Origin of the sequence: Leclercia sp. LSNIH1 (genome assembly GCF_002902985.1) — a bacterium.
Lineage (GTDB): Bacteria > Pseudomonadota > Gammaproteobacteria > Enterobacterales > Enterobacteriaceae > Enterobacter.
The window spans coordinates 4,667,233-4,693,880 of the sequence record NZ_CP026167.1 but is presented as its reverse complement, the minus strand read 5'-3'; the positions used below and the strand labels follow the sequence as shown (position 1 = coordinate 4,693,880).

24 protein-coding genes and 5 tRNA genes are annotated in these 26,648 nt (G+C 55.1%); 18 read left to right on the top strand and 11 right to left on the bottom strand.

The genetic code is table 11. The features are described 5' to 3' along the window. Positions 1–3: 3 nt before the first annotated feature. The 3 genes from srlB to srlA are packed head-to-tail and all read right to left on the bottom strand — an operon-like array spanning position 4 to position 1,898. A complete protein-coding gene (srlB, locus tag C2U54_RS23120; RefSeq protein WP_103180886.1) occupies positions 4–366 on the bottom strand; it encodes a PTS glucitol/sorbitol transporter subunit IIA in 363 nt (120 codons plus the stop codon). 12 nt (positions 367–378) lie between these two features. Next, a complete protein-coding gene (gene srlE / locus C2U54_RS23115; RefSeq protein WP_103180885.1) occupies positions 379–1,338 on the bottom strand; it encodes a PTS glucitol/sorbitol transporter subunit IIB in 960 nt (319 codons plus the stop codon). Further along, complete coding sequence (gene srlA, locus C2U54_RS23110; RefSeq protein ID WP_103180884.1) at positions 1,335–1,898, bottom strand: PTS glucitol/sorbitol transporter subunit IIC; 564 nt, start codon at positions 1,896–1,898, stop codon at positions 1,335–1,337. Before srlA ends, srlE begins: the two co-directional genes overlap by 4 nt. Before the next feature lie 268 nt (positions 1,899–2,166). On the opposite strand from srlA, the gene mltB reads away from it, so the two are divergent. From mltB to C2U54_RS23020, 18 genes are all read left to right on the top strand, one after another. Continuing rightward, a complete protein-coding gene (gene mltB, locus C2U54_RS23105) occupies positions 2,167–3,258 on the top strand; it encodes a lytic murein transglycosylase B (RefSeq protein ID WP_103180883.1) in 1,092 nt (363 codons plus the stop codon). A gap of 161 nt (positions 3,259–3,419) precedes the next feature. Next, the gene (gene pncC, locus C2U54_RS23100) at positions 3,420–3,917 is read left to right on the top strand and encodes a nicotinamide-nucleotide amidase (RefSeq protein ID WP_103180882.1); all 498 of its coding nucleotides are present in this window, start codon (positions 3,420–3,422) and stop codon (positions 3,915–3,917) included. An 87-nt stretch (positions 3,918–4,004) separates the two neighbouring features. Further along, positions 4,005–5,063: a recombinase RecA gene (gene recA / locus C2U54_RS23095; protein ID WP_103180881.1), complete on the top strand. Its 1,059-nt coding sequence runs from the start codon at positions 4,005–4,007 to the stop codon at positions 5,061–5,063. 67 nt (positions 5,064–5,130) lie between these two features. Further along, positions 5,131–5,631, top strand: coding sequence for a recombination regulator RecX (gene recX, locus C2U54_RS23090; protein WP_103180880.1), 501 nt, complete (start codon positions 5,131–5,133; stop codon positions 5,629–5,631). A 131-nt stretch (positions 5,632–5,762) separates the two neighbouring features. After that, entirely contained in the window at positions 5,763–8,390 is a 2,628-nt protein-coding gene (gene alaS, locus C2U54_RS23085; RefSeq protein WP_103180879.1) for an alanine--tRNA ligase, read from the top strand. Positions 8,391–8,631: 241 nt separating this feature from the next. Continuing rightward, complete coding sequence (gene csrA, locus C2U54_RS23080; protein ID WP_000906486.1) at positions 8,632–8,817, top strand: carbon storage regulator CsrA; 186 nt, start codon at positions 8,632–8,634, stop codon at positions 8,815–8,817. Between the two features lie 342 nt (positions 8,818–9,159). Next, a tRNA-Ser gene (locus C2U54_RS23075) sits at positions 9,160–9,252 on the top strand. A 4-nt stretch (positions 9,253–9,256) separates the two neighbouring features. Then, a tRNA-Arg gene (locus C2U54_RS23070) sits at positions 9,257–9,333 on the top strand. A gap of 64 nt (positions 9,334–9,397) precedes the next feature. Further along, a tRNA-Arg gene (locus C2U54_RS23065) sits at positions 9,398–9,474 on the top strand. Positions 9,475–9,635: 161 nt separating this feature from the next. Continuing rightward, positions 9,636–9,712 (top strand) — tRNA-Arg (locus C2U54_RS23060). 197 nt (positions 9,713–9,909) lie between these two features. Beyond that, positions 9,910–9,986: transfer RNA gene (locus tag C2U54_RS23055), tRNA-Arg, on the top strand. Between the two features lie 248 nt (positions 9,987–10,234). Beyond that, positions 10,235–10,801, top strand: a complete 567-nt coding sequence (gene yqaB / locus C2U54_RS23050) for a fructose-1-phosphate/6-phosphogluconate phosphatase (protein ID WP_103180878.1) — start codon at positions 10,235–10,237, stop codon at positions 10,799–10,801. Beyond that, a complete protein-coding gene (locus C2U54_RS23045) occupies positions 10,798–11,226 on the top strand; it encodes a YqaA family protein (RefSeq protein WP_103180877.1) in 429 nt (142 codons plus the stop codon). The genes yqaB and C2U54_RS23045 overlap by 4 nt, the downstream gene beginning before the upstream one ends. 71 nt (positions 11,227–11,297) lie before the next feature. Then, positions 11,298–12,842: a glutamate--cysteine ligase gene (gene gshA, locus C2U54_RS23040; protein ID WP_103180876.1), complete on the top strand. Its 1,545-nt coding sequence runs from the start codon at positions 11,298–11,300 to the stop codon at positions 12,840–12,842. A gap of 152 nt (positions 12,843–12,994) precedes the next feature. Continuing rightward, positions 12,995–13,510, top strand: a complete 516-nt coding sequence (gene luxS / locus C2U54_RS23035; protein ID WP_103180875.1) for an S-ribosylhomocysteine lyase — start codon at positions 12,995–12,997, stop codon at positions 13,508–13,510. Between the two features lie 228 nt (positions 13,511–13,738). Then, positions 13,739–14,107, top strand: coding sequence for a hypothetical protein (locus C2U54_RS23030; RefSeq protein ID WP_103180874.1), 369 nt, complete (start codon positions 13,739–13,741; stop codon positions 14,105–14,107). A 77-nt stretch (positions 14,108–14,184) separates the two neighbouring features. Continuing rightward, positions 14,185–15,489: a hypothetical protein gene (locus C2U54_RS23025; protein WP_103180873.1), complete on the top strand. Its 1,305-nt coding sequence runs from the start codon at positions 14,185–14,187 to the stop codon at positions 15,487–15,489. Between the two features lie 354 nt (positions 15,490–15,843). Beyond that, on the top strand, positions 15,844–16,995 hold the full coding sequence (locus tag C2U54_RS23020; RefSeq protein WP_139156367.1) for an FKBP-type peptidyl-prolyl cis-trans isomerase N-terminal domain-containing protein: 1,152 nt from the start codon (positions 15,844–15,846) through the stop codon (positions 16,993–16,995). 60 nt (positions 16,996–17,055) lie between these two features. Here the strand turns inward: C2U54_RS23020 and emrB are convergent, their stop codons facing one another. From emrB to nrdF, 8 genes are all read right to left on the bottom strand, one after another. Then, positions 17,056–18,603: a multidrug efflux MFS transporter permease subunit EmrB gene (gene emrB, locus C2U54_RS23015; RefSeq protein ID WP_103180871.1), complete on the bottom strand. Its 1,548-nt coding sequence runs from the start codon at positions 18,601–18,603 to the stop codon at positions 17,056–17,058. A 16-nt stretch (positions 18,604–18,619) separates the two neighbouring features. Further along, positions 18,620–19,792 (bottom strand): multidrug efflux MFS transporter periplasmic adaptor subunit EmrA, encoded by a 1,173-nt coding sequence (emrA, locus tag C2U54_RS23010; protein WP_103180870.1) that lies wholly within the window; start codon positions 19,790–19,792, stop codon positions 18,620–18,622. 124 nt (positions 19,793–19,916) lie between these two features. Then, positions 19,917–20,447: a transcriptional repressor MprA gene (gene mprA, locus C2U54_RS23005; protein WP_039029994.1), complete on the bottom strand. Its 531-nt coding sequence runs from the start codon at positions 20,445–20,447 to the stop codon at positions 19,917–19,919. 309 nt (positions 20,448–20,756) lie between these two features. After that, positions 20,757–21,941 carry an MFS transporter gene (locus C2U54_RS22995; RefSeq protein WP_103180868.1) on the bottom strand — a complete coding sequence of 395 codons (1,185 nt, stop codon included), beginning with the start codon at positions 21,939–21,941 and terminating at the stop codon, positions 20,757–20,759. 135 nt (positions 21,942–22,076) lie between these two features. Further along, complete coding sequence (gene proX / locus C2U54_RS22990) at positions 22,077–23,072, bottom strand: glycine betaine/L-proline ABC transporter substrate-binding protein ProX (protein ID WP_103180867.1); 996 nt, start codon at positions 23,070–23,072, stop codon at positions 22,077–22,079. Between the two features lie 9 nt (positions 23,073–23,081). Next, positions 23,082–24,152 (bottom strand): glycine betaine/L-proline ABC transporter permease ProW, encoded by a 1,071-nt coding sequence (gene proW / locus C2U54_RS22985; RefSeq protein WP_103180866.1) that lies wholly within the window; start codon positions 24,150–24,152, stop codon positions 23,082–23,084. Beyond that, positions 24,145–25,347 carry a glycine betaine/L-proline ABC transporter ATP-binding protein ProV gene (gene proV, locus C2U54_RS22980; protein WP_103180865.1) on the bottom strand — a complete coding sequence of 401 codons (1,203 nt, stop codon included), beginning with the start codon at positions 25,345–25,347 and terminating at the stop codon, positions 24,145–24,147. The genes proW and proV overlap by 8 nt, the downstream gene beginning before the upstream one ends. Before the next feature lie 341 nt (positions 25,348–25,688). Continuing rightward, complete coding sequence (gene nrdF / locus C2U54_RS22975; RefSeq protein ID WP_103180864.1) at positions 25,689–26,648, bottom strand: class 1b ribonucleoside-diphosphate reductase subunit beta; 960 nt, start codon at positions 26,646–26,648, stop codon at positions 25,689–25,691.

Here is a 26,648-nt window from a genome sequence, read left to right as displayed (position 1 = left end):
TAATTACGCAACAAATTTTAATGTGCAGCCTGGGGTAACAGCCTGTGGAACCGGGCCCGCCACGTGAACCGTGCCGGGGTACTCCGCCTGGAGCCGACCATCGAAACGCAGGGTGATGTGGCCCAGCTCGCGCAGGTTTTGTTCGGCCACGTCGCCCACGGCGGTGACGGCATAGCGCGTTTCGCCCAGCTCCAGCTCGCTTCCGACCTTCAGTTCGCCATTGAGCTCCCCGTGGCAGTGGATAAAACAGAATTCCTCAATATCTGCCGGGGCCCCTTCACGAAAGGTGATCAGCATCTGGTCGCTCAGCGCATCCGGGGCGCTCTGGCCGATGCGGGTAATGGTGGTCTGGTAAATCACGGTCATCAGGAATTCCTCTTATTGATAAATAAAGCCGGAGACGAACCAGGCGATCAGCACCGTTGGCGCACCAGTCAGGAAGCGGCTTACCAGCACCGAAGGGACGCCGACGCGTACGGTCTCCTGGCGCGCTTCAGCCAGCGACAGCCCCACCGGGATAAAGTCACAGGCGGCCTGGGCATTAATGGCGAACAGCGCGGGCAGGGCGAGGTGCGGGGGAATATTGCCCAGCCCAATCTGCACGCCAATCAGTACGCCAATGACCTGGGCGATGACCGCGCCGGGACCGAGGAACGGCGACAGCAGCGGGAAGGAGCAGATCAGCGCCAGGGTCACCAGCCCGAGCGGATGACTGGCCAGCGGAGCCAGGCCGTGGGCGATCCAGTCCCCCAGCCCGGAGGCCATGATGATGCCGATCAGCGCCGAGACGAAGGCCATGAACGGCAGGATGGTTTTCAGCACCGTATCGATGGTGTCGCGCCCGGACTGGAACAGGACCGCAACCGCAGAGCCCATTCCCATCCCGACTTTTGCCAGCAGACCGTCGCTCTGCTCGGTGATCTTCTTGCTGGTGTCATATTCGCGCGGCGCGTGCTTTTTGGCTGGTGCAGCCCCGTCTACCAGCGTGATGTTCTCTTCTTTTACGCCTGAGACGTAAATGTCCTCCACGATATGCTGCGCCAGCGGGCCGGATTTCCCCGTCGAATGAATATTGACGGTGGGAATGCGCCGTTTCGGGTAGATGCCGCAGCGCAGGGTGCCGCCGCAGTCGATCACCGCCACGCCGATCTCCGCTTCCGGCGGCTCGCCCTCTTTAAAGCCGTCCATCGCTTCCCAGCCGGTGAGTTCGCGCAGCTTGTCGACGATAGCCGGGCGGGTGCCCGCGGTGATGTAGACGATTTTTTTGCCTTCGGTGGCGTCGAACTCCAGCGGGCCGCCCCAGCCACCCGTGCCTTTTTCAATGCGGATCCGGCTCATGCTGTGGCTCCCTTAAGCTGGACGTTCTGTTCAAGCTGAATGCCCATCTTCTTTTCGAAAATGGCGGTGGTGAGATCGGTCACCCAGCCGCGGAAGAAGTTAGTCACCAGGCCGACCACCAGGTAGCTCACCGCCAGCGGGCCGAGCGGCAGGCCGAGGGTGGTCAGGCCGCTGGCGATCCCCAGATAGACAAACAGCTCGCCCGGGTTGATATGCGGGAACAGGCCGTTCATGGAGTGGCAGCTGTAGGATGCTGCCGCGTAGTAGCTCGGCTTGTAGCGTTCGGGCATAAAGCGCCCGAGGCTCAGGGTCATGGGGTTACAAAACACAAAGGTGCCAATGCAGGGCAGCAGCAGATAGCGGGAAAGGGGGTTACCTGCGCAGCGCTGGGCCAGCTTTTCAATCCGCTGCTGGCCGATAAAGTTGATCAGCGCATTCATGATCACCAGCAGGCTGATCAGCAGCGGCAGAATGCCGGTGACCATGCTGGTAAAGACTTCGCCACCTTTCTGAAACAGCCCGATAAACCACTCGGCGCCATGGGTGATGATTTCTATCATTATTTTCTCCTGTAGGGTATGTTCGCTCTGGCGGAGTAATAATAATCACTTTGAAAGGTTTTAAAGTGTTAAATAGATCCCACAATGAAAGCAAAAAGTGATTATTTTGAAAGATAATAAGAAAGGTGACGGCGGCGTGGTGAAGAAGAGACTGAATTTACCTTTAGGCAGCGTAAAGATTTTGCCGGGTGCGTGTGCGCCCCTTCCTTGAGGTGTCCCGGATGCTTTACCATACTTGCCACTTATCGAATTCGTGAATGGATGTGTCATGTTCAAGCGTCGTTACGCAGCGCTACTCCCTGCGCTTATTCTGCTCTCCGCATGCAGTAGTAAACCGAAGACCGAAGAGGTCCAGCAAACGGCAGGCGCCCCTTCCGGCGGCTTCCTGCTGGAGCCTCAGCATAATGTGATGCAGATGGGGGGCGACTTTGCCAATAACCCTGCGGCGGAGCAGTTCATCGACAAAATGGTGAGCAAGCACGGCTTTAACAAAGCCCAGCTACAGGAGATCCTCTCCCAGGCGAAACGTCTGGATTATGTATTGCGACTGATGGATCGTCAGGCGCCGACCACCCAGCCTCCGGCCGGACCGAACGGCGCATGGCTGCGCTATCGCAAGCAGTTTATTACCCCGGACAACGTGCAGAATGGCGTGGCGTTCTGGAATCAGTATCGGGATGCACTGACCCGTGCCCAGCAGGTTTACGGCGTGCCGCCGGAGATCATCGTCGGGATTATCGGCGTGGAGACCCGCTGGGGCCGGGTGATGGGAAAAACCCGCATTCTTGATGCGCTGGCGACCCTCTCCTTTAACTACCCGCGCCGGGCGGAATACTTCTCCTCTGAGCTGGAAACCTTCCTGCTGATGGCCCGTGACGAGCAGGACGACCCGCTGGATCTGAAAGGCTCCTTTGCCGGGGCGATGGGCTACGGCCAGTTTATGCCCTCCTCCTATAAGCAGTATGCGGTCGATTTCAATGGGGACGGGCACATCAACCTGTGGGATCCTGAAGATGCCATTGGCAGCGTTGCCAACTACTTTAAAGAGCATGGCTGGACGCCAGGCCAGCCGGTCGCGGTTATGGCTAACGGCCAGGCACCGGGGCTGGAGAACGGCTTTAAAACCCGCTACAGCGCGGCACAGCTGACCTCTGCCGGCCTCACGCCGCAGCAGCCGCTGAACGGCAATCAGCAGGTGAGCCTGCTACGTCTGGATATTGGCACCGGTTATCAGTACTGGTACGGCCTGCCGAACTTCTACACCATCACCCGCTACAACCACAGTACGCACTATGCGATGGCGGTCTGGCAGCTGGGGCTGGCGGTGGCCCAGGCGAGGGCGGCCTCGCCGTTCAGTTAACGCCTGAAAACGTGGGTGGCTTACGCCACTCACGTTTCACTCCTGGCCGGATGGCTACGTTTATTTTTTCTGAATCCCCCTCGTAAAAGCGCCACCTCATCCTCATATCTACCGACTAAAGTGCTATCTTGTGCTGCACGTTTTTATGGAGACAAAACGAGATGAGTGACCATGAATTAATGCAGCTCAGTGAGAGGGTAGGGCAGGCGCTGAAACAGCGCGGTGCCACGGTCACCACGGCTGAGTCCTGTACCGGTGGCTGGGTGGCGAAAGCTATCACCGATATCGCGGGCAGTTCCGCCTGGTTTGAACGCGGTTTTGTCACCTACAGTAATGAAGCGAAAGCGCAGATGATTGGGGTTCGTGAGCCCACGCTCATCGAGCACGGCGCGGTGAGTGAACCGGTGGTCATTGAAATGGCGATTGGCGCCCTGCGTGCTGCCCGGGCGGACTATGCTATCTCTATTAGCGGCATCGCCGGGCCGGACGGTGGCAGCGAGGAAAAGCCTGTTGGAACAGTGTGGTTTGGCTTTGCGACGGCCCAAGGGGAGGGGATTACCCGCCGGGAATGCTTTAGCGGCGACCGTGAAAGCGTGCGTCGTCAGGCCACCGTTTATGCGTTAAAAACGCTCTGGCAACATTTTCTACAAAACACTTGATACTGTATGAGCATACAGTATAATTGCTGCAACAGAACAGAAATCCAAGGTGAAGCGCAGTTGTTTCACCCGGCATGAGAGGAAAAAATGGCTATCGACGAAAACAAACAGAAAGCGTTGGCGGCAGCACTGGGCCAGATCGAAAAGCAATTCGGTAAAGGTTCCATCATGCGCCTGGGTGAAGATCGTTCCATGGATGTAGAAACTATCTCCACCGGTTCGCTTTCTCTGGATATTGCACTGGGTGCTGGCGGCCTGCCTATGGGTCGTATCGTAGAGATCTACGGGCCAGAATCCTCCGGTAAAACCACCCTGACCTTACAGGTTGTGGCTGCTGCACAGCGCGAGGGCAAAACCTGTGCCTTTATCGATGCTGAGCACGCGCTGGATCCGGTTTACGCACGTAAACTGGGTGTTGATATCGACAACCTGCTCTGCTCGCAGCCGGATACCGGTGAGCAGGCACTGGAAATCTGTGACGCACTGGCGCGCTCTGGCGCAGTTGACGTAATCATCGTCGACTCCGTAGCGGCGCTGACGCCAAAAGCAGAAATCGAAGGCGAAATCGGTGACTCTCACATGGGCCTCGCGGCACGTATGATGAGCCAGGCGATGCGTAAGCTGGCCGGTAACCTGAAGCAGTCCAACACGCTGCTGATCTTCATCAATCAGATCCGTATGAAGATCGGTGTGATGTTCGGTAACCCGGAAACCACCACCGGTGGTAACGCGCTGAAATTCTACGCCTCCGTGCGTCTGGATATCCGCCGTATCGGTGCCGTTAAAGACGGTGAGAACGTGGTGGGTAGCGAAACGCGTGTGAAAGTGGTTAAGAACAAAATCGCTGCACCGTTCAAACAGGCTGAATTCCAGATCCTCTACGGCGAAGGCATCAACTTCTACGGCGAACTGGTTGACCTCGGCGTGAAAGAGAAGCTGATTGAGAAAGCGGGCGCCTGGTACAGCTACAACGGCGACAAGATTGGTCAGGGTAAAGCGAATGCTATCTCCTGGCTGAAAGAGAACCCGGCAGCAGCGAAAGAGATTGAGAAGAAGGTACGCGATCTGCTTCTCAACAATCAGGATGCTAAGCCAGACTTCACTGCGGATGACGCAGACGTAGAAGAAACCAACGAAGATTTCTAATCACTTGATGTAATAAAAGGGCTGCGATTGCGGCCCTTTTTTGCATTTGTTTTTCAGCAGGTGCTTTATGAGTGAATCATCCCCCCGACGCCCCGCCTGGAACCGTCTGCTTGATCGCGCGGTACGCATACTGAGCGTGCGCGACCATAGCGAACAGGAGCTGCGCCGCAAACTCATGGCGCCGGTCATGAGCAAAAACGGCCCGGAACAAATCGACGCGACCGCGGAAGATTATGACCGCGTTATTGCCTGGTGTTACGAGCATAACTATCTGGACGATAGCCGCTTCGTCTCTCGCTTTATCGCCAGCCGCAGCCGTAAAGGTTATGGCCCGGCGCGTATCCGCCAGGAGCTTAATCAGAAAGGTATCCCACGGGAAATCACAGAACGCGCGATGCGTGAATGCGAGATTGACTGGTGCGAACTGGCGCGGGAACAGGCGGTGCGAAAATACGGCGAACCGCTGCCGCGTGAATTTTCAGAAAAAGTCAAAATCCAGCGCTTTTTGCTCTACCGCGGTTTCCTGATGGAGGATATACAGGATATCTGGCGTAATTTTACCGATTGAACGCATGCGGGATTTTACTTCCCTCCAAAGAAAACTTATCTTATTCCCACTTTTTACAGTAGCTGGTCCGTCCAACAACGGTTGCGTAGTGACCCGCTGTGACATTTCGTTAGCTTGATTTCAGGATAATTATGAGCAAGAGCACCGCTGAGATCCGACAGGCGTTTCTCGATTTTTTCCATAGTAAGGGACATCAGGTTGTTGCCAGCAGCTCCCTGGTACCGAACAACGATCCAACTTTACTTTTTACCAACGCCGGGATGAACCAGTTCAAGGATGTCTTCCTTGGTCTCGACAAGCGTAATTATTCCCGCGCGACCACCTCACAGCGTTGTGTACGTGCGGGTGGTAAACATAACGATCTGGAAAACGTCGGTTATACCGCACGTCACCACACCTTCTTCGAGATGCTGGGTAACTTCAGCTTTGGCGACTATTTCAAACATGACGCTATCCAGTACGCATGGGAACTGCTGACCGGTGAAAACTGGTTCAACCTGCCGAAAGAGCGCCTGTGGGTTACCGTCTACGAAACCGACGATGAAGCCTATGAAATCTGGGAAAAAGAGGTGGGTATCCCGCGCGAACGTATTATTCGCATCGGCGATAACAAAGGCGCCCCGTACGCGTCTGACAACTTCTGGCAGATGGGCGATACCGGTCCGTGCGGTCCTTGCACCGAAATCTTCTACGATCACGGCGACCACATCTGGGGCGGCCCTCCTGGCAGCGCAGAAGAAGACGGCGACCGTTACATCGAGATCTGGAACATCGTCTTCATGCAGTTCAACCGTCAGATCGACGGCACCATGGAGCCACTGCCGAAGCCATCCGTAGATACCGGTATGGGTCTGGAGCGTATTGCCGCAGTACTGCAGCACGTTAACTCCAACTACGACATCGATCTGTTCAGCACTCTGATTAAGTCCGTTGCCGACGTGACTGGCGCGACCGACCTGAGCAACAAATCCCTGCGCGTGATTGCCGACCACATCCGCTCCTGTGCATTCCTGATTGCTGACGGCGTGATCCCATCGAATGAAAACCGCGGCTACGTGCTGCGCCGTATCATTCGCCGCGCGATCCGCCACGGCAACATGCTGGACGCGAAAGATACCTTCTTCTATAAGCTGGTGGGGCCGCTGATTGGCGTTATGGGCGCAGCGGGCGAAGAGCTGAAACGTCAGCAGGCGCAGGTTGAGCAGGTTCTGAAAACCGAAGAAGAGCAGTTTGCCCGTACGCTGGAACGTGGCCTGACCCTGCTGGACGACGAGCTGTCGAAGCTGAAAGGCGACACTCTGGATGGTGAAACCGCCTTCCGTCTGTACGACACCTATGGTTTCCCGGTTGACCTGACGGCTGATGTTTGCCGCGAGCGCAACATTAAAGTTGACGAAGCGGGCTTCGAAGCGGCAATGGAAGAGCAGCGCCGTCGTGCGCGTGAATCCAGCGGGTTCGGCGCCGATTACAACGCCATGATCCGCGTTGATGGCAGCAGCGAATTTGAAGGTTACGAACATCTGGAAACCAACGGCACAGTAACAGCCCTGTTTGTTGACGGCAAAGCCGTGGAGAGCATCAGCGCGGGCCAGACTGCCGTTGTGGTTCTGGACAAGACGCCGTTCTACGCGGAATCAGGCGGCCAGGTGGGTGATAAAGGCGAACTGAAAGGCAATGGTTTCAGCTTTGCCGTCAGCGACACGCAGAAATATGGTCAGGCAATCGGCCACCAGGGGACGCTGGCATCCGGCGAACTGAAAGTGGGCGAGGGCGTTCAGGCTATCGTTGACGAAGCGCGCCGCGCACGTATTCGTCTGAACCACTCCGCGACGCACCTGATGCACGCCGCGCTGCGCCAGGTTCTGGGTACGCACGTTGCCCAGAAAGGCTCCCTGGTAAATGACAAAGTGCTGCGTTTCGACTTCTCCCATTTTGAAGCGATGAAACCGGCAGAAATCCGCGCGGTGGAAGATCTGGTTAACGCTCAGATCCGTCGTAACCTGCCGATCGAAACCAACATCATGGACCTCGAGGCGGCGAAGAACAAAGGCGCAATGGCCCTGTTCGGCGAGAAGTATGACGACCGTGTACGTGTGCTGAGCATGGGTGACTTCTCCACCGAGCTGTGTGGTGGTACGCACGCCAGCCGTACGGGCGACATCGGTCTGTTCCGCATCGTGTCCGAATCCGGTACCGCGGCAGGCGTTCGTCGTATCGAAGCGGTCACCGGTGAAGGCGCGATTGCCAGCCTGCATGCTGAGAGCGATCAGCTGCACGACATCGCGCAGCTGCTGAAGGGCGACAGCCAGAACCTGGGCGAGAAAGTGCGCAGCGTGATGGAACGTACCCGCCAACTGGAAAAAGAACTCCAGCAGCTGAAAGAGCAGGCTGCGGTTGCGGAGAGCGCAAACCTCTCCAGCAAAGCGGTTGAAATTAAAGGCGTTAAACTGCTGGTCAGCGAGCTGACGGGCGTTGAGCCGAAAATGCTTCGTACCATGGTCGACGATCTGAAGAACCAGCTCGGTTCAACGGTTATCGTTCTGGCAACGGTAGCGGAAGGTAAGGTTTCTCTGATTGCGGGCGTATCTAAGGACGTGATCGACCGTGTGAAAGCAGGGGAGCTGATTGGTATGGTCGCTCAGCAAGTGGGCGGTAAAGGCGGTGGTCGTCCTGACATGGCGCAAGCCGGTGGTACGGACGCTGAGGCCCTCCCGGCAGCACTGGCCAGTGTAGAAAGCTGGGTAAATTCGAAACTGTAATAATTACAAAGCGTAATCAGACGCCATAACGACACCGTTATGGCGTACTGCGCTCTACGCTATCCATAATGATAAAGTCAGGTTGAGTTTGTGTATATCGGCTAAACTTACGTTTAACAGATTGTGATGCCGTGACTACCTACACATTACGTGTTTGTCATCGCTTACTTTTTGGCGTTATATGATGGATAATGCCGGGATACAAGAGACCCGACTCTTTTAATCTTTCAAGGAGCAAAGAATGCTGATTCTGACTCGTCGAGTTGGTGAGACCCTCATGATTGGGGATGAGGTCACCGTGACAGTTTTAGGGGTAAAGGGTAACCAGGTACGTATTGGTGTAAACGCCCCTAAAGAAGTCTCTGTTCATCGTGAAGAGATCTACCAGCGTATCCAGGCTGAAAAATCCCAGCAGTCAAGTTACTGATATTATCGCGTCTCGCTCTCTGGCGAGACGCACCCCTCCTGACATTCTCCTTCCTTAAAGTTACCGTTCTGTTTCGTTCGCTCTGTTTTTGACCACTCTCATCTCTTTTACTTCGCCAAAATCTACCGTTCTCCATGCAGAAGAGTGTAGAAAGAGGGGCAAAATACGTTTATAAAACACTCTCTTTGCAGGTTTTACGTCCGAATTGCCTGTGAATTGTGCAAACGATAAAAGCTTGTGGAAAATTGTTTGACTTATAAGTCCCAGAAAGTAATATATGCGCCACGCAGCGACGAGAAGCTCTTAGCGAGTTACTCGGAGCACTCGAAAGAGGCGTTGTGTGGTGAGGTGGCCGAGAGGCTGAAGGCGCTCCCCTGCTAAGGGAGTATGCGGTCAAAAGCTGCATCCGGGGTTCGAATCCCCGCCTCACCGCCATTTTGCATCCGTAGCTCAGCTGGATAGAGTACTCGGCTACGAACCGAGCGGTCGGAGGTTCGAATCCTCCCGGATGCACCATCTATTACTTCATATTGCTTTAGAAGTGATATGAATATCGAGCAGTACAGTAGTAAATCCCGATGCATCCGTAGCTCAGCTGGATAGAGTACTCGGCTACGAACCGAGCGGTCGGAGGTTCGAATCCTCCCGGATGCACCATATTCTCCGAGATAACAGCGAAGCTGTTGTTTCAAGGTCTGCGAGTTAATCGCCAGCACCAGGGAGGATAACGTTGCTTCAGCAACGGCCCGAAGGGTGAGGCGCAGCCGAGTAATCCTCCCGGATGCACCATTTACTACATCTCAAAGCAGTATCCCGATGCATCCGTAGCTCAGCTGGATAGAGTACTCGGCTACGAACCGAGCGGTCGGAGGTTCGAATCCTCCCGGATGCACCATATTCTCCGAGATAACAGCGAAGCTGTTGTTTCAAGGTCTGCGAGTTAATCGCCAGTACCAGGGAGGATAACGTTGCTTCAGCAACGGCCCGAAGGGTGAGGCGCAGCCGAGTAATCCTCCCGGATGCACCATCTTTTATTGCATGTCGATTTCGAAATGATATGTGGTATCGAGTAGTACAGTAGTAAATCCCGATGCATCCGTAGCTCAGCTGGATAGAGTACTCGGCTACGAACCGAGCGGTCGGAGGTTCGAATCCTCCCGGATGCACCATCTTCTCAGAGATAACAGCCAGGCTGTTGTTTCATGGTCTGCGAATCAATCGTCAGCATCAGGGAGGATAACGTTGCTTCAGCAACGACCCGGAGGGCGAGGCAACGCCGAGTAATCCTCCCGGATGCACCATCTTCTCCCTCATTGTTTATTCCTTCGACGTTTCGTCAGCAATCATCTTCTCTGTCAGCGACAAAACCCCTTGTTTACGATAAAGTAACGCTTTGTAATCCTTTCGCGAGAGCACGATGTACGCACAGTATGACGGTTTGATTTTCGATATGGATGGCACCATCCTCGACACTGAGCCAACGCATCGCCAGGCATGGACTGAAGTCCTGGGTCGTTATGGTATGCGTTTCGACTTACAGGCGATGATAGCCCTCAACGGATCTCCAACCTGGCGTATTGCGCAGGCCGTGATTGAACTGAATCAGGCCGATCTCGACCCGCACCTGCTCGCGCGTGAAAAAACCGATGCAGTAAAAGCCATGCTGCTGGACACTGTGCGTCCTATGCCCTTAATCGACGTAGTGAAGGCGTGGCACGGGCGACGTCCCATGTCCGTCGGTACGGGCAGTGAAAGCGCTATCGCTGAAGCACTGCTCAACCACCTTAACCTGCGCCACTATTTCTCTGCCGTGGTCGCGGCCGATCACGTTAAAAACCACAAGCCTGCACCTGACACCTTTCTGCTTTGTGCAGAGCTGATGGGCGTACCACCCGCGAAGTGCGTGGTGTTTGAAGATGCCGATTTCGGTATTCAGGCAGCGCGTGATGCCGGTATGGCCGCGGTGGATGTTCGCTTACTGTGAGTGACACACTGTCACTCGCCTCATTATTCGCCAGCAGTTTTTTAAGCGCCACGATCCTGCCCGGAAATTCCGAGGTGGTACTGGTGGCGATGCTCTTGTCCGGTGTCAGTCAGCCGTGGTTACTCGTGTTAATAGCAACAATGGGTAATAGCCTTGGAGGGCTGACTAACGTTATTCTTGGGCGATTCTTTCCGCTACGCAAAAAATCGCGCTGGCAGGAAAAGGCAGTCGGCTGGCTAAAACGCTATGGCGCTGCCACGCTTTTACTAAGCTGGATGCCGGTAATCGGTGATTTACTGTGCCTGCTGGCGGGATGGATGCGCATCTCCTGGGGGCCTGTGCTCTTTTTTTTATGCCTTGGCAAGGCATTGCGCTACATTCTTGTAGCGGTTGCAACTTTGCAGGGCATGACGTGGTGGCACTAATTGGACTGTTTGTGACCAGAAACCATTACAATTATGCTAAATGAAATGATTTTGACAGGCGGGAGGTCGAATTGATCCCGGACGTATCACAGGCACTGGCCTGGCTGGAAAACCACCCTCAGGCACTGAAGGGTATTCAGCGCGGTCTTGAGCGCGAAACGCTGCGCGTTAACGCAGATGGCAGTCTCGCAACGACAGGCCATCCACAGGCGTTGGGTTCGGCGCTGACCCATAAATGGATCACTACTGATTTCGCCGAAGCACTGCTTGAGTTTATTACGCCGGTCGACGGCGAAATTGACCACATGCTGAAAATCATGCGTGACATTCACCGCTACAGCGCCCGTAATCTGGGTGATGAGCGGATGTGGCCGCTGAGTATGCCGTGCTATATCGCGCAGGGGCAGGATATTGAACTGGCGCAGTACGGCACGTCCAATATCGGTCGTCTGAAAACGCTCTATCGCGAAGGATTAAAAAATCGCTATGGCGCGCTGATGCAGACGATCTCTGGCGTGCACTATAACTTCTCCTTGCCGATGGCATTCTGGCAGGCGAAGTGCGGCGAAACAGATAAAGAGGCGATCTCCGCAGGCTATTTCCGCCTGATTCGTAACTACTATCGCTTCGGCTGGGTCATCCCGTATCTGTTTGGGGCTTCTCCGGCGATTTGCTCCTCTTTCCTGCAGGGCAAACCGACCACGCTGCCGTTTGAGAAAACCGACTGCGGTATGTACTACCTGCCATATGCCACCTCCCTGCGTCTCAGCGACCTGGGTTATACCAATAAGTCGCAAAGCAATCTCGGTATTACGTTTAACGATCTGCACGAGTATGTGGCAGGATTGAAGCGGGCGATCAAAACCCCGTCGGAAACCTACGAAGAGATCGGTCTTGAGAAAGACGGTAAGCGCCTGCAAATCAACAGTAACGTTTTACAGATTGAAAACGAACTGTACGCGCCTATCCGTCCGAAACGCGTCACGCGCAGCGGAGAAACACCATCGGATGCGTTACAGCGCGGTGGGATTGAGTACATCGAAGTGCGCTCCCTGGATATTAACCCGTTCTCGCCTATCGGCGTGGACGAGCAGCAGGTACGCTTCCTGGATCTGTTTATGGTCTGGTGCGTGCTGGCCGATGCGCCGGAAATGAGTGCTGACGAACTGCTCTGCACCCGCACGAACTGGAACCGGGTGATCCTTGAAGGGCGTAAACCTGGCCTGACGCTGGGCATAGGTTGCCAGACGGCACAGTTCCCGCTGCAACAGGTGGGTAAAGATCTGTTCCGCGATCTCAAACGCGTCGCCCAGACACTGGACAGCGTTTATGGTGGCGATGCGTATCAGCTGGTTTGCGATCAGCTGGTCGAAAGTTTTGATAATCCTGAGCTAACGTTCTCGGCACGCATTCTGCGTTCTATGATTGATCGGGGCATCGGCGGGACCGGTCGTGCACTTGCGGCGGAGTATCGCGATATGCTGCTGCAGGAACCGCTGGAGGTGCTTACCGAAGCTGAGTTCGCTGCTGAACGCGAAGCGTCAACGGTGCGTCAGCGTGAGATTGAGGCGGCGGATACAGAGTCGTTTGCTGAGTTTCTGGCGAAACAGACCTGACAGAAAAGAAAAAGGCCACATCGCTGTGGCCAAAATAACATCTCTGAAGAACAGGGATGATGATAACAAATGCGCGTCTTTCATATACTCAGACGCGCGTTGAAAAGAAGAGTTCATTTTTTTTAAAAAAAAATCACTATCGGAGGTGACGTATGCCGTTATTAGATAGCTTTACTGTCGACCATACCCGTATGGAAGCACCTGCTGTACGCGTTGCGAAGACCATGCATACCCCGCACGGCGATACGATCACGGTATTCGACCTGCGTTTCTGCGTACCGAATAAAGAAGTGATGCCGGAAAAAGGCATTCACACCCTGGAGCACCTGTTTGCCGGCTTCATGCGCGATCACCTGAACGGTAACGGCGTTGAGATCATCGATATCTCGCCTATGGGTTGCCGTACCGGGTTCTACATGAGCCTGATTGGGGTGCCGGAAGAGACCCGCGTCGCAGATGCGTGGAAAGCGGCGATGGAAGATGTGCTGAAAGTTAAAGAGCAGAACCAGATCCCGGAGCTCAACGTTTACCAGTGCGGTACATATCAGATGCACTCTCTGGAAGAAGCCCAGGATATTGCCCGCCACATCCTTGAGCGTGACGTTCGCGTCAACAGCAATGACGAACTGGCGCTGCCAAAAGAGAAGTTGCAGGAACTGCACATCTAGCAAATTACCCGGCTCTTCGCAAGGAGTATGCCGGGTAATATTACTCTATTAATAAATTCCTAAAAGCCTGTCACTCGTTGTGCAATCCTCTCTTTCTCTTTATTATTGCAGCTAACGCATGATAGTTATTTATATATATTATATCTATGGATGAAACCTTAACGCTCATTCACTGTAATTATTGATGCGTTAATATTTCATGGAATAGAATATAATTAAGAGGGATTTATGAAAGTTTATTTTGCTGGCTCCGCGATTCTTTTTTCCGCTATTCTGCTGTCTGCCTGCAGTTCTAAACCGGTGACTACGCCTATAGCCAAAGCCCCTGCCGAACGTAAGCAGGAGGTGCAGTGCTATCAGGAGTTTTCTGCGCTGCAAAAGCTCGACCCGGCGGCCTACGAGACCTACCGTAAGCAATTTGAGAATATTAATAAAAACTATAAAATTTACGAATCGAATAAATCTCTGGTTGATGATAACGCTTCCGAAGTTATGCTCACCGAAATTAATAAAAAACTGTCGCTGGTATGCGTAAGGATTCGTAATACGGTTTATACCAATATGATGAACCGTGCCAATGAAATGAACAAGTTATGAATAAATATTTTAGCGCAGCACTGTACTGCGGATTGTTATTATCGGGTGGAAAAGCATTTTCAGCCGGAACGGAACTATTGGAACGTTTAAATAACGAAAAAATTATCGGCAATAATTCAACCAATCCTTTTATCTCCTCAGAGACCACCACTACTCCCCTGGATACAGCGCCGCAGCAGGTAAAACCTGCCCGTCCGGCGACCCGTGCCGCGTCTGTTAAAAACGACAAGGCCGTCGCGGCCGATCAGGCCAAACTTTCCCGCCTCACCGAGGCACTTCGTCAGGCCAATACCACCATCACCCAATTAGATAAACAGCTAAGTGCGGTGGAAAGCGAAAAGGCGCTGCTGGAACAGGCGGTTGCTCATGAAAGGGATCGTGTCGCGGAAAAAGAGCAGAAGCTCTCCCGGCTGACAGCACAATCGGAAGGCAGCGCGCAAAAGCTTGCCATTGAGAGCCTGATCGCGATGCTGCCGAAGCCTGCTGGCGTCGATCAACAAAAAAATGCAGAACTGGTGGAGCAGCTCAATAAAGCCAACGCGCAACGCGCCGCTCTGACGAAAGCGCTGAACGATCTACAGGCGCAGAAGGACGCGCTTGATGCGCAGCTGAGTGCCCTTAAGACCAACAGCATCCAGACCACTGGCGTGACAAAAGAGCTCGATGCTTTAAAAGCCCAGCTCTCGTCGCTGAATCTGCAAAAAGCGACTCTGGAGACCCGGCTCGCCGAACAGGAAAAAGCGTTCAGCGGCGAAAAGACAAAGTCTGAGATTGCGCAGAATCAGCTCGAAGATGCCAAAAAGGTGATTGCCTCGCAGGAGTCGCTGCTGGCTGTGCAGAAGAGCAGCGCCGGAAGCGACAAAGAGAAGCTGCTTAAAGAGCTGAGCGACCTGGAGGCGCAGAAGAAGGCGCTGGAAACCCAGCTGGCTTCACTGAAAGCGGCCGATGAGAAGAGCGCCACGCTGGCGAAAGAGTTGACCGATCTGCAGGCGCAGAAGAAGGCGCTGGAAACGCAGCTCGCTTCACTGAAAGCGGCCGAGGAAAAGAGCGTCGCGCTGACGAAAGAGTTGACCGACCTACAGGCGCAGAAGAAGGCGCTGGATGCCCAGCTTGCCACCCTCAAAACCAGCAGCGAGAAAAGCGCCGGGGTGGCAAAAGAGCTTGAGGCTCTAAAAGCCCAGCTGTCGTCGCTGAATCTGCAAAAAGCGACTCTGGAGACCCGGCTCGCCGAACAGGAAAAAGCGTTCAGCAGCGAAAAGACAAAGTCTGAAATTGCGCAGAACCAGCTCGAAGATGCCAAAAAGGTGATTGCCTCGCAGGAGTCGCTGCTGGCTGTGCAGAAGAGCAGCGCCGGAAGCGACAAAGAGAAGCTGCTTAAATAGCTGAGCGATCTGCAGGCGCAGAAGAAGACGCTGGAAACCCAGCTGGCCTCCCTGAAAGAGGTCAGTACCAAAAATGACACTCTCAGCAAAGAGCTGTCCGATCTGCAGACGCAAAAGAAAGCGCTGGATACCCAACTTGCTTCTCTGAAAGAAGCCAGTGCGAAAAATGCGACCCTTACCAAAGAGCTGACCGATCTGCAGGCGCAGAAAAAGACGCTGGATACTCAGCTGACGGCGCTGAAAGCGGTCAATGAGAAAAGTGCCGCGCTGGCGAAAGAGCTGACCGAACTGCAAACGCAGAAAAAGGGGCTGGAGACGGAGCTGGCTGCCCTGAAAGCGATCCGCGAGAAAAACGTGGCATTGTCCAAAGAACTGGCCGATCTGCAGGCGCAGAAGAAAGCGGTGGAGGCGCAGCTTGCGACCCTTAAAACCAGCAGCGATAAGAGCACCGGCGCGGTAAAAGAGGCGGATGCCTTAAAAGCCCAGCTGTCGTCGCTGAACCAGCAAAAAGCCACTCTGGAGACCCGGCTGGCCGAGCAGGAAAAAGTGCTTAAAAGCGAGAAGTTAAAATCTGAGATTGCGCAGAACCAGCTTGAGGATGCTAAAAAAGTTATCGCTTCACAGGAGTCCCTGTTGGCTCTTCAGAAAAATAACGTTGGCAGCGAGAAAGATAAAAGCGGTGCGCTGGTCACTCAACTGGCTGCTGCCGGAAAAGAGACCGAGGAGCTGAAAAAGCAGCTGGCCCAGCTACAGACGCAAAAAGCCTCGCTTGAGGAGCAGCAGAAAACGCAAAGCGCCTCCCTGGCAACGTTGACGGCCGAAAACCAGAAGCTGAAGGAGAGTCAGGCAGCATCCGCAAAAGCGACTAAGGAGCCGCAGCGGATGAAGATCGATAAGACGGCGGCAAAAGATACGCTGACCAGCTACGCTATCGGCACCTGGTATGGCGATGCGGCAGGGCGTGAAAAGAGCAAGCTGCACGGGCTGAACAAAAAGCTCGATCTTAACGCCTTTATGCAGGGCTTTAACGACAAGGTGAACAATAAGCTCCAGATGACGCCAGCAGCGCTGTCGAAGGAGCTGGTCGCGCTGGATCAGGTACAGAAAAAGCAGTTTGTCGCAATGCAAAGTGAAAACGAAAAGCAGAGCAAAGCGATCATGACTAAGGCGGCGAATGAGAAAGGCGCTAAACGACTGCCGGAAGGAGCTATCTATCGGGTGATTCAGCAAGGTGAGGCGCCGCTGATTACGGCCCAGAACGAGATCATTGCCGAGATTGATGAGGTGCTGGGTACCGGTAAAGTGATGTCCAGTAAAGAGGTGCGCGCCAGCCGGGTTAAGGATTTACCGCCGCTGTTCCAGACGGTAGTGAAAAAACTGGGTCTGGGCGGGGAGGCAAAAATCCATATCCCGGCGAAACAGGCCTACGGTGAAGAGGGCGTACCCGGCTTTGTGCCACCAGGCACGGTCTCGATCATTACGATTAAAATTATCGGCATTAAGTAAGTTCTATCGCGCCCATAAAAAAACGGATCTGCATGCAGATCCGTTTTTCTTTTCAGATGATTAGTGCGCGCCACCGCCTCCGCCGCCCGCGCCAAACGGCGGTTTGGCGAACCAGATCAGCCCCAGCAGCACAATAAACACCCCAGCCGATAGCCAGAAGATCTCGTTGGCCGAGATGATTAGCCCCTGGGCGGTGATCTGCTGCGCTATCCATCCGGAAGCCTGCTGCTCAGACATGCCCATCCCCTGCAGCTGGCTGTAGACTTCCTGCGCCTGCGGATTGAACACGTTCACCGATTCAGTCAGCTGCGCATGGTGCAGCGACTCGCGGTTAGTCCACATGGTGGTGGTCATCGAGGTCCCGATAGAGCCCGCCAGCGTACGCATAAAGTTCGACAGGCTGGATGCCGCCGCCATCCTTTCCGGCGGCAGACCGGAGAGGGTGATGGTGGTCAGTGGCATAAAGAAGCAGGCCACTGCAAACCCCTGGATGAACTGCGGCCACGCGGAGGCGCCAAAGTCCATGCCCGGTTCAAAGGTATAGGCGCGCCAGTAGAAGCACACCGCATACATGATGAAGCTGAAGGTCACCAGGCGTCGCATATCCAGCTTATGGGCGAAGCGGCCGATGATCGGCGACAGCAGGACCGGGATCACCCCGACCGGCGCCGACGCCAGCCCTGCCCAGGTGGCGGTATACCCGTATACCTCCTGCAACAGCTGCGGCAGCAGAACAATGGCGCCGAAGTAAAGCATGTAGGCAAGGCTGATACACAAACACCCTATGGTGAAGTTGCGTGATTTAAATAGCGACAAATCGACTATCGGGTTATCGTCCGTCAGCTCCCAGACAATCAGGAAGCTGAGCGCCACCACCGCCACAACAGTCAGAACGATGATCTCCTGCGAGGCGAACCAGTCCAGCTCTTTCCCGCGGTCGAGCATGATCTGCAGGCTACCGATGCCCAGCACCAGTAGCGCCAACCCCACGCCATCAATCCGCCGCTGTTCAGTGCGGGTTTCGCGGCCACGCAGCGACTGCAGGGTCAGCAGTACCACCAGGGCGCCAATCGGCACGTTGATAAAGAAGATCCAGCCCCAGTGATAGTTATCGCTGATATAACCGCCCAGAATCGGGCCGCAGATCGGGGCGACAATCACCGTCATCGACCACAGCGCCAGCGCAATAGAGCGCTTGGCAGGCGGGTAGTTGTTCAGGAGCAGACTTTGCGACAGCGGGATCAACGGTCCGGCCACAATCCCCTGGATCACGCGGAAGAAGATGAGCATGTTCAGGCTGGTGGAGACGCCACACGCCCAGGAGGCCAGCACGAAAGCGATCGTTGACCAGAGGAACAGTTTCACTTCCCCGACGCGCTTCGCCAGCCAGCCGGTAATCGGGATGGAGATCGCATTCGCCACCCCGAACGAGGTGATCACCCATGTCCCCTGGCTCAGGGATGAGCCAAGGTTCCCGGCGATGGTCGGGATCGCCACGTTCGCGATGGTGGAGTCCAGCACCTGCATGAATGTCGCCAGCGAAAGCGCAATGGTCATGATGACCAGCTGCGCCCCTTCCAACGGTTTTTGCGGTTTTTGCTGCTGCATAACGCTCACCTTCGGATTAACCGGCGTTTGCCTTCACGATCTCATCGATCAGTTTATTCACCGGCTCAAGGCTGATCTCACGGGCATTACTTTCGTAGGCCGGGTTCGAACGTGCCTGGTTTGCCAGCATCTGGCCGTCACGGTTGGAGGTGTCCACCGTCACCAGCGTGGAGAGGCCAATACGCAGCGGATGGTCCGCCAGCTGTTTCTCATCCAGCTCGATACGCACCGGCAGACGCTGAACCACTTTGATCCAGTTCCCGGTGGCGTTCTGCGCAGGCAGCAGCGAGAAGGCGCTGCCGGTCCCCATATCCAGCCCCACCACTTTGCCGGTGTACTTTACGTCGTCGCCGTAGATGTCGCTGACGACCGTGGCGGTCTGGCCGATACGCATATGCGCCAGCTGGGTCTCTTTGAAGTTGGCGTCAATCCACAGGTTGGTTGCCGGCACCACCGCCATCAGCGGGGTGGAGGAGGTGATCTGCGCGCCAGGCTGCACGGAACGACGGGAAACGTAGCCGGTCATCGGGCTGACGATTTTAGTACGCTGCAGCGCCAGCCAGGCGTTACGGACTTCGGTCGCCGCCTGTTTTACCGCCGGTTGTTGGTCGAGCGTGGTATTCAGCACGATCGCCTGATTAGCGTTATATTGCTGAAGTGCCACATCCAGCTGGGCCTGCGCGCTGGCGACCGCGTCACGGGCGTGTTGCAGCTCTTCGCGGCCAATCAGGTTGGCCGAACCCAGCGGGACGCGACGATTGAGGTCGCTCTGGGCCTGGGCGAGGGCGGTTTTCTGCACGTCAATATTGGCCTGCAGCTGTTTGCTGTTGATCATCAGCTGGCGGGTCTGACGTACGCTCGAGGCCAGCTCAGTCTGCGCTTTTTCAAACGCCTGCTGGGCATCGGTCGGATCGAGCGTTACCAGCACATCACCTTTTTGCACAAAGTCGGTATTGTCAGCCCAGACTTTCGTCACGCTGCCCGACACCTGCGCCATAATCTGAACCTGGTTCCCTGCCACATACGCGTCATCCGTCTCTTCACTATGACGCAGTACTAAAAACCAATAGATCCCATATGCCACGGCAATGATAATAAAGAGCAAGGTCAGCAGCAGAAGGGCGCGCTTGCGTTTGCCTTTCTTGTTGACCGGTTGCTGCGGGGTTGTGTTCTCCGCATTTGCGCTCATGTTGTTCTCCACGATCTTATTATTTCACATCGGCTGAGCCGACCTGTTATCAGAAAGGCCAGCACGATGAGATGCTGGCCTGACGGTTTTCTTATTAATCTGGATTTTGGAGCGTGTCGTCGCGTTAGCGCAGCGCCTCAAGAACAGCGCCATCTTCATCCATCTGGTCCAGACGGGTGAGCAGCTTACGGGTGATATGCTCGAGCTGATCTTTCTCTGCGTTACTTAAAGACGACCAGAGTTGATGCAGGCAGTTGTGCTGAGGTGGGAGCACCTCGCGCAGGAATTCGTGACCTTTCTCGGTCAGTTGCAGGTGCAGACAACGGCGGTCGTTGTCACTTTCGCGGCGCTCAATCCAGCCACGTTTTTCAAGCTCATCGGCAATACGGGTCGCATTGGTACGGGACGAACCCAGCGCGCAACTCAGTTCGGAAGGCTGAATGCTGTGATTTTCCTGAGACTCCAGCGTAATCAACGCCATAAATAACGTCTCGTTAATCCCTTGAGCTTTCAGCATTTTATTGCGATTTTCCAGCAGCTTACCCTGCATGTGCATGCAGAGACGCGTTAACAGGATCTCCTGATATGGGAAATCTGCATAGCGACTGGCGCGAAATTTAAGCATTTGTTCAATGGGCGTAAACGAACTATCCATTTGGGCATAACCTCATTAATTACAGCCGATATAGTAACGACAGTGACAAATAATGTAAATGAATTATTTGTGCGGATAAAATCCACAAGGCGAATTTCACTGTCATCAAGAGCCGGGTTGATCCGTGACCCGGTAAGCACAGAAAAGAGGGGGTGGCGCTGGCAAAACGGGGATGAGTCATCAGGCGTAAGCTATTCATGCGGTATTCTAATATATTACCCACATAAAAATTTTCGGTATAAATGATTGCGTACCTTAACAGACTGAGGGGCTCCTTAACACCCTGAGAGCCCCAAACTTATGTAAACCTTATTGAATAGCCTCCTGACGGTGATAACCGCGCCACCAGACCAGCAGGTTAAGCAGCGCCATCACCGACCCGACCGCACACACGCCCGTCCAGCCGGCATGCTGCCACGCCGAGGCCGAAATGAGCGACCCGGCCGCACCGCCGATAAAGTAGCTGGTCATATACCCGGCCGTCAGGCGGTTACGGGCATCCGGCTTGACGCGGTAAATCACGGTCTGGTTGGTGATATGCACCCCCTGCACGGTCAGGTCGAGCACCAGGATGCCGATAATCAGCGCCAGCACCGAGACATGTCCGTACCAGATTGCTGCCCAGGAGAGCAGCAGCATCACCAGACCGGCGGTGGTGGTGAGGTGCGATTTACCCTTGTCCGCCAGGCCACCCGCAGGACGCGCCCCCAGCGCACCGGCAGCCCCGGCCAGACCAAACAGACCGATCACCCCTTCGGAATAGTTAAACGGCGGAGAGGCCAGCAGGAAGGCCATCGAGGTCCAGAGAATACTGAAGTTAGCGAAGGTGAAACAGCCGAGCAACGCCCGGGTACGCAGCAGTTTATCCTTTATGAACAGGCTAAAGACGGAGCCCAGCAGCTGCGGATAGTTGAGATGGGTTTCTGACTTCACCTTCGGCAGGCCGCGCCACAGCGCCAGCGCCATCACCACCATCAGCACCGAGGCGACCCAGTAGACGGTGCGCCAGCCGCCGATACCCGCCAGTAAGCCCGCAACGGTACGCGCCAGTAAAATCCCCAGCAGCAGGCCGCTCATAATGGTGCCGACCACCTTACCGCGCTTATCCGGCGAGGCGAGGGTGGCGGCGAGGGGCACCAGAATCTGCGCCACCACCGAGAAGAGACCGGTCAGGGCGGTGCCGAGGATCATCATGCTCAGCGACTGGCTGGAGGCGGTGATCAACATCCCGCCCGCGGCCAGCAGCGTCATGGAGACAATCATCGCCCGGCGTTCAAACATATCCCCCAACGGGACGAGGAACAGCAGACCCACAGCGTATCCCAGCTGGGCGGCGGTAACGATAAAACCGGCTGAGCTTGCCGAGAGCGAGAAGTTGCGGGCGATGGTTTCCAGCAGGGGTTGCGCATAGTAGTTGCTGGCGACCGCCAGACCGGTTGCCACTGACATCAGCAGAATAAGTGCGGGGCTAAGCCCCTGAGGTGTTTTTGTCATTTGGTTTCGAAATCATTAGTTAAGTGATTATTTTTTCGTAAACCATAATAACGGATGAAGAGAGGAGGCGGGGAGTTGTTGAGTGATGGATCGTGCGGTCTGCTCCCCTCTTCGGGAGAGAGGAGCAGAGTAGCGTTACTTCTGTGCCGCCAGGGCTTCATTTACCCATGCATCAAACTGCTGCTGGTGGGCTTTGATCCAGCCATCGATATGGCCCTGTACATCGGCCTCCGATGACTTGCCGGCATGCATCATCGCGTTCTGCGCGTTGATGTCCGCCAGCGGCAGCTTCATGACCGAGAAGAGCTTCGCCGCTGCCGGGTTTTTCTCAGCCCAGGCTTTGTTGGCCACAATGTGCATGGTATTCACCGGGAAGCCGTAGTTCATGCCGTTAGGCAGTTTGGTGTCGATATCCTTCTGCTCGCCCGGCAGAGAGGAGAACGGCACCTGCAGCCAGACCACATCTTTACCCGGCTTCAGCACGTCGCTTACCCAGTATGGCGTCCAGGTGTAATAGATGACCGGTTTACCCTCTTTAAAGCGGGCAATAGTGTCCGCCATCATCGCAGAGTAGTTGCCGTGACTCACCTCCACCGTTTTTGCCAGGTCGAAGGCTTTGTTCTGATGGTTAATCACCGCCTCACAGCCCCAGCCCGGCGAGCAGCCCATCATGTCGGCTTTGCCGTCCCCGTTGGTATCGAACAGCTTCGCAATCTTCGGATCTTTCAGCTGCTCAATATTGGTGATGTGGTACTGATCGGCGGTTTTCTTGTCGATCAGGTAACCCTGAGCCGCACCGGAGACAAAGGTCCCTTCACGGTAGAACTTTTTGTCGCCGCCCGCGGCGGTGTACATGTCGTCATGCAGCGGCTGCCAGTTGACGGCAGTAAAGGTGGCATCCCCCGAGGCAATAGAGGTATAGCCGACGTTGTAATCCACTTCGCTGGGTTTATTGACCGTATAGCCCAGCTTCTCCAGCGCGCGGCTGACCAGCCCGGTCTGGAATGACTCTTCGGAGATGGTGCTCTGGACCGGTTGCACGGTAATACCGGTGCCCGGCAGGTCGGCAGCGAATGCGCTGCTGGAGGCAAGGGTGGCAAACGCTGTGGCAAAAAGTACGCTATGTCGCATCGTTGTTCCTTATTTAGACGTTGTGAATGGGCGGGTAAGCAACCCGACAGGGCCGGTGTTATACCAGCGACGGTTGCCGCGACTGCGTGCATCACGACCGACAGCCTGGGTCAGGCGGTCAAGGATAATGGCGAGGATCACGATCCCGACGCCACCGACGGTGGCCAGCCCCATATCGAGACGACCAATCCCGCGCAGCACCATCTGGCCCAGACCGCCCACGGCGATCATCGAGGCGATCACCACCATCGACAGGGCCAGCATCAGGGTCTGGTTCACACCCGCCATAATGGTGGGCATCGCCAGCGGCAGCTGGACTTTAAACAGCATCTGACGCGGGCTGGCGCCAAACGAGCGCGAGGCTTCGATCAGATCCGCCGGCACCTGATTGATGCCCAGAATGGTCAGACGCACAATCGGCGGCAGGGCGAAGATAATGGTCACCACCACGCCCGGCACGTTGCCGATGCCGAACAGCATCACGATAGGCACCAGGTAGACAAACGCCGGGGTGGTCTGCATCGCATCCAGCAGTGGGCGAATAATTTTCGCTGCCCGCGGGCTGCGCGCCAGCCAGATCCCCATCGGCAGGCCGATCACCACGCAGAAGAGCAGGGCGGTCAGTACCAGCGCCAGGGTGATCATCGCCTGGGACCACGCGCCAATGGCGCCAATGGCGATCAGCGAGATCAACGTGGCGATCCCCATCCCCGCGCTGCCAAACTGCCAGGCGATCAGCGAGAAGAGCACGATGGCGACCGGAGCCGGCATCCCCAGCATCAGCTGCTGGAAGCCGTTGAGGATGTAGTCCACCGGGACGCGGATCCCCTGGAAGACCGGGCGGAAGTGGGTCACTACCCAGTCGATCCCCTCCGTCACCCAGCTGTCGAGCGGGATCAGGGTCTTATGGAACGGGTCCATAATATTGAAATGTTCTGGCGCAGGCGCAGGGGCGCTGGTCAGCCAGTCAGCGCCACCGCCGTCGGTGGGTGCTGGCGTAGAAGAACCCCACGCGTCAGCGGATTGCGCCGCGCTGTCCGCCGCCTCTGTAGTACCCCACGGGTTAGATTGATCAGCCATTGTTTGCCCCCTCGCGATCTAAAGCCTGCAGCAGCATGCGTTTTGAAATGATGCCGACGTACTGTTGTTCCTCTCCAACCACCGGCACCGCACAGGGCGCCTGGCCAACGTGAGAGAGCAACTCGCTGAGCGGCGTTTCGGCGTCCACAGCAAGTGGCGCGTCGATTAACGCCGCATCGATCCCCTGACCTTCGCCGAGGGCGGTTTTCAGGGAGTCGATGGAGACCACGCCGACAAATTTATTGCCGCGTTCAACCAGATAACCGTATTCCCGGTCCTCATCCTGCAGCAGCTTCAGTGCCGAGCGCGGGCCGAACCCTGGCGTTTTACGGATAATGCCGTTTGGCGTGCGGCGGGCAATATCTTTGGCGCTAAACACCTGGCTAATATCCACGCCGCGGAAGAAGGTGCGGACATAATCATTTGCCGGATTATTGAGAATTTCGTCCGGAGTACCCACCTGAACCACTTCGCCGTTTTGCATAATGGCAATACGATCGCCAATTCGCATGGCTTCATCGAGGTCATGGGAAATAAAGACAATGGTGCGCTGATGCCGGGATTGCAGTTTTACCAGTTCGTCCTGCATCTCGGTGCGAATTAATGGATCGAGGGCCGAGAAGGCTTCGTCCATTAATAATATATCGGGGTTGATCGCTAATGCGCGGGCTAATCCTACGCGCTGGCGCATCCCGCCGGAAAGTTCATCCGGATATGCGTGGGCGTAATTTTCCAGCCCCACCTGACGCAGCGCATCCAGCGCTTTTTCCTGGCGCTCATTGGCCGGTACGCCGGCTAATTCCATGCCGAAGGCAGTGTTATTTAACACCGTCATATGCGGCATCAGGGCGAATGACTGAAACACCATCGCGATCTTTTTTCTGCGCACCTCGCGAAGCTCGGCGTCTGATATTTTGGCGATATCGACGCCGTCAATCAGCACCTGCCCGCGGGTGGGTTCAATCAGGCGATTGAGAAGGCGAACCATAGTGGATTTACCCGAGCCGGATAATCCCATGATGACAAATATCTCGCCTTCTTCAATGGCCAGACTGGCGTCTTTAACGCCAAGCGATAGCCCGGTTTTTTCCAGAATTTGTTCTTTTGAGAGACCTTTTTCAATATATTTGAAAGCCCTCTGCGGGTACTCGCCAAATACTTTGTAGAGGTTTTTAACTTCTAATTTAATTGCCATGCAATAAAGAATGTCCCGTTATTTATTTAAATCGATAGCGTTACCAGTGAAATAATAAGCAGGCCATACCCTAACATACTCAGAATCTGAGACAACCCTTGCGGCGCTTGTGGCATGAATTTTGCCGTGGTTTGCACGCAGGTAATATCGCTCAATTTCCCATGAGATAAGGGCTGAGCGGGAAATGAATTTTTTTGAGATTTTTACCGTGCGGATGGGAAATTTCGCCTGAATCGATGTGATTCAGGCGAATATGACCGGAGAATTACAGCGTAGATCACGAAGAGATATTTGTCAGACATTAAGTGATATATTTCGCATTGAAAACCGATTTATTTTACTTAAAAATCCCAGTCCTGGTCTTCTGTCTCCACCGTTTTTCCCATGACATAGGACGATCCCGACCCGGAGAAAAAATCATGGTTTTCGTCACCATTCGGCGAGAGCGCGGCGAGGATCGCCGGGTTGACCTCCGCCATTTCCGGCGGGAAGAGCGCCTCGTAGCCGAGGTTCATCAGCGCTTTGTTGGCGTTGTAGCAGAGGAACGCTTTCACATCCTCCTCCCAGCCCGTTCCGGCATAGAGCTCGTCGGTATAGTTCAGCTCGTTATCATACAGATCCATCAGGAGATCCAGCGCAAAGCCCTTCAACGCCTCGCGTTCGGCCTCGCTAACTTTCTCCAGCCCTTTCTGATACTTATAGCCAATATAATACCCATGTACGGCCTCATCCCGGATGATCAGCCGAATCAGATCCGCAGTATTGGTGAGCTTACCCCGGCTCGACCAGTACATCGGCAGCCAGAAACCGGAGTAGAAGAGAAACGACTCCAGAAAGACGCTGGCGATCTTCTTCTTCAGCGGTTCGTCGGCGCGGTAATGTTCCAGTACCCGCTGGGCTTTATGCTGCAACGCAACGCTCTCTTCGCTCCAACGGTACGCGGCATCCACATCTTTGGTCTGACAAAGCGTCGAGAAGATCGAGCTGTAGGAGCGGGCATGCACCGCCTCCATAAAGCTGATATTCGACATCACCGCCTCTTCGTGCGGGGTCAGCGCATCGTCAATCAGCGACGGTGCGCCCACCGTGTTCTGTACCGTGTCGAGCAGCGTCAGGCCGGTAAAGACGTGGATAGTGACCTGCTGCTCTTCGTGGCTTAAGGTCTGCCACGTCGGAACGTCGTTCGACAGCGGCACCTTTTCCGGTAGCCAGAAGTTGCTGGTCAGGCGGTTCCATACCTCCAGATCTTTGTCATCTTCAATCTTGTTCCAGTTAATGGCGTGAACCCGGGACAGTTTCAT

What these genes read in the sequence shown, in the direction of transcription:
- proX (WP_103180867.1), bottom strand. Translation starts at nt 23,072, where the DNA reads ATGCGACATAGCGTACTTTTTGCCACAGCGTTTGCCACCCTTGCCTCC.
- emrA (WP_103180870.1), bottom strand. Translation starts at nt 19,792, where the DNA reads ATGAGCGCAAATGCGGAGAACACAACCCCGCAGCAACCGGTCAACAAG.
- yqaB (WP_103180878.1), top strand. Translation starts at nt 10,235, where the DNA reads ATGTACGCACAGTATGACGGTTTGATTTTCGATATGGATGGCACCATC.
- mprA (WP_039029994.1), bottom strand. Translation starts at nt 20,447, where the DNA reads ATGGATAGTTCGTTTACGCCCATTGAACAAATGCTTAAATTTCGCGCC.
- srlB (WP_103180886.1), bottom strand. Translation starts at nt 366, where the DNA reads ATGACCGTGATTTACCAGACCACCATTACCCGCATCGGCCAGAGCGCC.
- luxS (WP_103180875.1), top strand. Translation starts at nt 12,995, where the DNA reads ATGCCGTTATTAGATAGCTTTACTGTCGACCATACCCGTATGGAAGCA.
- recX (WP_103180880.1), top strand. Translation starts at nt 5,131, where the DNA reads ATGAGTGAATCATCCCCCCGACGCCCCGCCTGGAACCGTCTGCTTGAT.
- nrdF (WP_103180864.1), bottom strand. Translation starts at nt 26,648, where the DNA reads ATGAAACTGTCCCGGGTTCACGCCATTAACTGGAACAAGATTGAAGAT.
- csrA (WP_000906486.1), top strand. Translation starts at nt 8,632, where the DNA reads ATGCTGATTCTGACTCGTCGAGTTGGTGAGACCCTCATGATTGGGGAT.
- C2U54_RS23030 (WP_103180874.1), top strand. Translation starts at nt 13,739, where the DNA reads ATGAAAGTTTATTTTGCTGGCTCCGCGATTCTTTTTTCCGCTATTCTG.
- srlA (WP_103180884.1), bottom strand. Translation starts at nt 1,898, where the DNA reads ATGATAGAAATCATCACCCATGGCGCCGAGTGGTTTATCGGGCTGTTT.
- recA (WP_103180881.1), top strand. Translation starts at nt 4,005, where the DNA reads ATGGCTATCGACGAAAACAAACAGAAAGCGTTGGCGGCAGCACTGGGC.
- pncC (WP_103180882.1), top strand. Translation starts at nt 3,420, where the DNA reads ATGAGTGACCATGAATTAATGCAGCTCAGTGAGAGGGTAGGGCAGGCG.
- proV (WP_103180865.1), bottom strand. Translation starts at nt 25,347, where the DNA reads ATGGCAATTAAATTAGAAGTTAAAAACCTCTACAAAGTATTTGGCGAG.
- proW (WP_103180866.1), bottom strand. Translation starts at nt 24,152, where the DNA reads ATGGCTGATCAATCTAACCCGTGGGGTACTACAGAGGCGGCGGACAGC.
- srlE (WP_103180885.1), bottom strand. Translation starts at nt 1,338, where the DNA reads ATGAGCCGGATCCGCATTGAAAAAGGCACGGGTGGCTGGGGCGGCCCG.
- alaS (WP_103180879.1), top strand. Translation starts at nt 5,763, where the DNA reads ATGAGCAAGAGCACCGCTGAGATCCGACAGGCGTTTCTCGATTTTTTC.
- emrB (WP_103180871.1), bottom strand. Translation starts at nt 18,603, where the DNA reads ATGCAGCAGCAAAAACCGCAAAAACCGTTGGAAGGGGCGCAGCTGGTC.
- mltB (WP_103180883.1), top strand. Translation starts at nt 2,167, where the DNA reads ATGTTCAAGCGTCGTTACGCAGCGCTACTCCCTGCGCTTATTCTGCTC.
- C2U54_RS22995 (WP_103180868.1), bottom strand. Translation starts at nt 21,941, where the DNA reads ATGACAAAAACACCTCAGGGGCTTAGCCCCGCACTTATTCTGCTGATG.